This is a genomic window from Bacillus sp. 05T31 (genome assembly GCF_056396725.1).
This window is the reverse complement of sequence record NZ_JBFTMA010000251.1, coordinates 1-5,558: the sequence shown is the minus strand read 5'-3', so window position 1 is coordinate 5,558 and position 5,558 is coordinate 1. Positions and strand designations below refer to the sequence as shown.

Sequence of the window (5,558 nt, the reverse complement as noted above, 5' to 3'; positions counted from 1 at the left end):
GTGCAAAATCTTCAAGAAAACCTTGCCCAACGTTCCGGACAATATACTTCAACTGAACTTTTTCGTTTTTTTGATGCGTTAACTTCTAAAGAAGCTGGCATATTCCACATGTGGGATGAACAAGATTTATACCAATTGCCTTTATCACAGTGCAATATTCAAGTTGCAAATCCATTATCAGACGGACCTACCTCTCCCCTTCCTACTATAACTTGCGGTGGATTAACTCATAATGAAGCACGCCGCGAAGCTGGTTTAACAGGAGTTGAAACATATGTAGCTGAAATGATTCATCGTCTTATCCCCGAACATACTGATATCGGTATTGGTGCTGGGGAAACGATGACAGAAGGTGTATACCGAGCACTCCAAAAATATTTAAATAATAAGTTATATGAACGCCAATCACATATGCTAGAAGAGATTACAGAGCTTTATTTAACCGAAATTCATGATAAACATTGTAGGTTTTACTACGATGCTCTCTCTACAATTCATGAAATACCTAAAGTAGGAATGAGTGAGGAGTTACTTAGTTTTCCTGTCGTTTGGATCGGTATTAATGATAGATGGTATGGTGCGGCAAATATTAATATAACACTCGCATTAAGAAATGCTCTGCAACAAGCACTCCTTCATATTCAAAATGAAGAGATTCCTTATAAAGCTAATATGTTACCGGAATCATCCATTGTTTTATATAGTACGGATCCTGTTAGAGTAGCAATACAAGAAGAGGAAGAAATTCCAGGCGTACAGTCTTTACAAGTTGCTTTGCAAAATTTAACGGAAAACAACTTGTATCCATTCGTTTTTGATTTAGCTATTGAGTCATTTTTAAGAGACAACTTAGACGGTGTATATGGGGTATTAATTGCAAAGGAGGATGACCAATGACTCAAAACATACTACTTATAGGAGATGGCCTACTCACAGACTATGTACATGAGCAATTGTGTAAGCAATATTCACTCATCCGCCAGCATACAATTACAGAATCTCTCCCTGAAAACATTCATCTTGCTCTCGTTTTACATGACGGGTCTCCTTCTTCCGTACATCGTGATGCTGAGCTTATCTTTCGCTCAAATAATATTCCGTGGCTTCGCGCGTTTACTTCGTTTGGTGAAGGTATTATCGGTCCTTACGTGAAGCCTCTTACAACTGGATGTTCCCACTGCGCTGATGGACGCCGGTTTATAGCTGGCTTTGATCAAAAAGAAATGTGGGAACTACAACGAAAATATGCATTAAAAGCAGAGAACGTGACGAGGCGTGATGTACGCGCCACCCAAAATGGAATGTTACAAATGTGCCAGCTCATTCATGCTGAAACAGAGAAAATATTAGCTCATGGATATTCTTCTTTAGAAAACGAACTCATTTTACTGGACTTACAAACGTTACAATGTACCCGGAATTCGTTTCTTCCAGACCCTCTCTGTCCGGTATGCAGCAATTTGCCTGACGATACAGCAGATGCAGCGCAAATTTCTTTACAACCAAGTTTGAAAACGAGTACTGAAACGTATCGCTGTCGTTCCATTCATGAGCTAAACACATTTTTAACGAGAGACTATTTAGATTACCGGACTGGTATTTTAAACGGCCAAATGCAACATTCTCTATTACCGTTTGCTGATGTCATTATAAACATGCCGTTACTGTTTGGAAATGAAGGTGTCGCGGGCCGGACTCATTCATTTGCACTTAGTGAAGCAACCGCTATTTTAGAAGGTTTAGAACGCTATTGCGGTATGTCGCCTCGTGGAAAAAAAACAAATGTACATGGCAGTTTTCGTGAGCTAGAAGATRTTGCACTGAATCCCCTCACACTTGGTGTMCATACAAATGAACATTACAATCGTGATAGTTTTCCATTTAAGCCGTTTGATCCTGAATATGAGCAAAACTGGGTATGGGGATATTCTTTATTACAAAACCGACCACTTCTAGTTCCAGAATCAATCGCTTATTATAGCCTTGGTCATAGAGATGCTTTCGTGTATGAAACATCAAATGGATGTGCAATTGGTGGTAGTTTAGAAGAAGCAATTTTTCACGGCATTTTAGAAATTGTAGAGCGTGACGCCTTTTTGCTCACTTGGTATGCCGAATTACCTCTTCCCCGTCTCGATCTTAGTTCAGCCAATGATACTGAATTGCAACTAATGTTGGAACGCTTACGCACAATTACTGGATATGAATTATACGTTTTCAACGCGACGATGGAACATGGTATTCCGAGCATATGGGTCATTGCGAAAAATACAAGGCAAGATGGTATGAATCTCGTCTGTGCTGGCGGCGCACATATGGAACCAATTCGAGCTGTAAAAAATGCAATTCATGAAATAGCGGGCATGTTACTTATAACAGATGAAGAGCTTGAACAAAAAAGAGAGAAATATGAAAACTGTTTACAAGATCCATATCTTGTTTCGCAAATGGAAGACCATAGTATGCTGTACGGATTGAAAGAAGCTGAAGAGCGTCTTCACTTCCTTTTACGTGATGATGCTCCAGTGCAAACGTTCCAAGAAATGAATGCATTACAATCATTTGATATGGATTTAACATCTGATCTTCATCAACTTTTAAACAGGTTACATCAATCTGGACTTGAAGTAATTGTTGTAGATCAAACGGTCCCCCTTATAGAAAAGAACGGCTTACATTGTGTAAAAGTAATTATTCCAGGCATGTTACCGATGACGTTCGGTCACCATCTCACTCGGGTTACAGGACTGGATAGAGTGTATACCGTACCGATGACACTTGGATATTGGGCTGAGCCTTTAACGAATGAAAGTTTAAATCCACATCCGCATCCGTTTCCATAATTCATAGTGAGGGGGAAATTTGATGCAACCTGATACTTTTTTACATCATCTCCATTTTTCTATTAATGAAATTATGTCGTCCGATAAAGAGATTGACTGGGAAGACGCACCACTTCCTTATAAATTATATCGAAATTTACCAGTAATCCCTCTCTCTTTAGAAATCCCATTAACTTTGCGGAATTCTTCTACTAAACCTAACTTAGAGGAAATCGGTCATTATCTTTGGTACTCATTTGGTTTAACACAATTATGTCAGCCTACTACTAACCTAGATAATAATAAAACAACGACTCTATTTCGAAGATTCATCCCTTCTGGGGGTGCTTTATATCCGAATGAATTATATATGTATTTAAAAATTGATCATTATCCAGACGGCATTTACCATTACGACGCCGCGCATCACCGTCTTATCTTACTTCGCGAAGGAAATTTCGATTCTTATCTTACAGAAGCACTCGGCAATCGTTGTAACGTACATTCTTGTTTTGGTGCTGCATTTGTATCCACTATGTTTTGGAAAAACTTCTTTAAATACAATAACTTTTCGTATCGTCTTCAAGGATTAGATAGCGGTGTTCTAATCGGTCAATTACTTGAATGCGCAAAACAATTTGGTTATACAAATGGTGTATATTTTCAGTTTCTAGATCGGGCAATGAATCATTTACTTGGACTGTCAGAAGGTGAAGAAAGTGTGTATGCTGTTATTCCTTTAAGTACAGAACCGAATACAGATTGGTTTCATGATGATCATCACGAAAATAAAACTATTACTTCTCATGACTTGTTGCAGCAAATCCCGCCGTTAACACATGAGCATTTCGTTCGCTCAAAATATGTAGATGAATATCCGATGATAAAAAAAATAAACGCGGCTTCTATGATTGAATCAACAGAACACTTCCAAACATTTACCTGTGAAGAACGACAACAATATAGTCCACATGCTGTACAGCTACCTAAAGTGGAACGTTTATCATATGATTTCTTACAACTTTGTAAAAAACGATATTCACCTGATTCTGACTTCATTTTAACGAAATGGGATGCAGCCGAGCTTGCTACTCTACTACAAGCAGCGAGCCTCTCCTTCCCTTATTACAACGACCTTGATGGCAAATATTTAAATGAAAACGCACGAGTCTCACTATATGGATGTTTTTATAACGTAAAAGACATAGAAAACGGCGCTTACACTTATAACAGTAGGACACATTCCATACAGCCAATTCGGTACGGAGATCTTCGTTATTCTCTGCAATCCAGTATGACGATGGATAACGTAAATCTTTTTCAAGTACCACTTTGTCTACATGTAATCGGAAATAAAGGTTACTATAAAAATAAATTAGGTTATAGAGGATATCGAATTCATCAAATGGAAGCTGGCATGCTCGTTCATAAACTCGTTTTAGCTGCGACCGCTATGGGGATGGGCGGGCATCCGTTACTAAGTTTTGATACAAATTCATGCGATCAATTGTACGGGATTGATGCCGGAAATGAAACTTCACTCATTCAAATTCCGGTTGGGGCGTATCGAGCGCGAAATTGGCTAAAAGGGTCCTTGCATAATTAGAAGCACGCCGATTAATGGCGTGCTTTTTTTAAAGGAGTTAAATTATTAAAAGCGAAATAAATACATATTCTTATATAAAAGGAGAGTTTGAATTGAGTATTTTACAAAGATTAATCGAGCAAGCGAAAAATCCTCGCGGGACAATTGGTTCCTCTATGCTTTGCATTATGAATGCTGCGCATACGAGACTAACAAATTGGGCTTTACAAAAAATACATATACGTGAAAATGCAATTATTTTAGATATTGGTTGTGGGGGTGGTAAAACCATACAGACTCTTTCAAAACGAACTCCACTTGGGAAAATATACGGGATCGACTACTCCAATCAAGCTGTTGAAAACTCAAAGAAAGCAAATATGAAGGATGTCAAAGCAGCGAAAGTAATTATTCATCAAGCAAGCGTCTCCTCTATTCCATATCATCCGGACTTCTTTGATCTCATTACCGCTTTTCAAACCCACTACTTTTGGCCTGATGTTGAGAATGATATGAAAGAAGTATTTCGCGTCTTAAAACCGAATGGATCCTTTTTACTAGTCGCTGAAACTTTCAAAATCCAATATCATATGGATAAATTTAAGACGACCGAAGAATTAGTAAACCTTTTTTATRAGACGGGATTTACAAGCGTRAAATGTTACGAAGAAAGAGGRTGCCTTTGTTTAATAGGAAATAAGTAAAAAAGCAGACCTTTCAAGGTCTGCCTTTTTTACTAGATTACTTTAAAAATACTCTTAATTTGTCTTGCAAATAACCAGTTTTTCGTACCGTAGTTATCATTCAGACTATCTAAACTGATAGATTTCCCGTTAGCAAATTTTAATTCTAACGTTGTATTTTTATCATTTGTTTTTAAGTTACTATTTGTAATATCATCATACTTTAATTTTTCAATCTCAATATACTCTTCCTTCTCTTCTCCGATAACGACGTGATCTTGGAAGAAGAAAAACACTTCTACTTTCTTACCGAAACAAAATACGTTTTTCGTATAAATTAATGTCGCGTTATCAAGTCCGACACATACTTCTTTCATCTCTTCAACAACGTTTCCTAAGTCTTCTTCGTTTCTTGCATTTGATTCAGCAATCCATTCTTCGATTGTGTTCATGTTAATTGCCATACTG

4 protein-coding genes and 1 pseudogene are annotated in these 5,558 nt (G+C 37.7%); 4 read left to right on the top strand and 1 reads right to left on the bottom strand.

Annotated features, from left to right (window positions below):
* The 4 genes and pseudogenes from AC1DJR_RS15925 to AC1DJR_RS15910 all read left to right on the top strand — a co-directional run.
* A pseudogene (locus AC1DJR_RS15925) lies at positions 1-897 on the top strand (bacteriocin maturation protein); the annotation flags it as partial.
* Entirely contained in the window at positions 894-2,843 is a 1,950-nt protein-coding gene (locus tag AC1DJR_RS15920; RefSeq protein WP_477002992.1) for a TOMM precursor leader peptide-binding protein, read from the top strand. The pseudogene AC1DJR_RS15925 and the gene AC1DJR_RS15920, both read left to right, overlap by 4 nt.
* Before the next feature lie 22 nt (positions 2,844-2,865).
* Positions 2,866-4,428 (top strand): SagB family peptide dehydrogenase, encoded by a 1,563-nt coding sequence (locus tag AC1DJR_RS15915; RefSeq protein WP_429687374.1) that lies wholly within the window; start codon positions 2,866-2,868, stop codon positions 4,426-4,428.
* Between the two features lie 92 nt (positions 4,429-4,520).
* Positions 4,521-5,111 (top strand): class I SAM-dependent methyltransferase, encoded by a 591-nt coding sequence (locus AC1DJR_RS15910; RefSeq protein ID WP_477002991.1) that lies wholly within the window; start codon positions 4,521-4,523, stop codon positions 5,109-5,111.
* 32 nt (positions 5,112-5,143) lie between these two features.
* Here AC1DJR_RS15910 and AC1DJR_RS15905 read toward each other — a convergent pair whose 3' ends face one another.
* Entirely contained in the window at positions 5,144-5,554 is a 411-nt protein-coding gene (locus tag AC1DJR_RS15905; RefSeq protein WP_429687373.1) for a DUF3908 family protein, read from the bottom strand.
* Positions 5,555-5,558: the final 4 nt, after the last annotated feature.

What these genes read in the sequence shown, in the direction of transcription:
- AC1DJR_RS15905 (WP_429687373.1), bottom strand. Translation starts at nt 5,554, where the DNA reads ATGGCAATTAACATGAACACAATCGAAGAATGGATTGCTGAATCAAAT.
- AC1DJR_RS15915 (WP_429687374.1), top strand. Translation starts at nt 2,866, where the DNA reads ATGCAACCTGATACTTTTTTACATCATCTCCATTTTTCTATTAATGAA.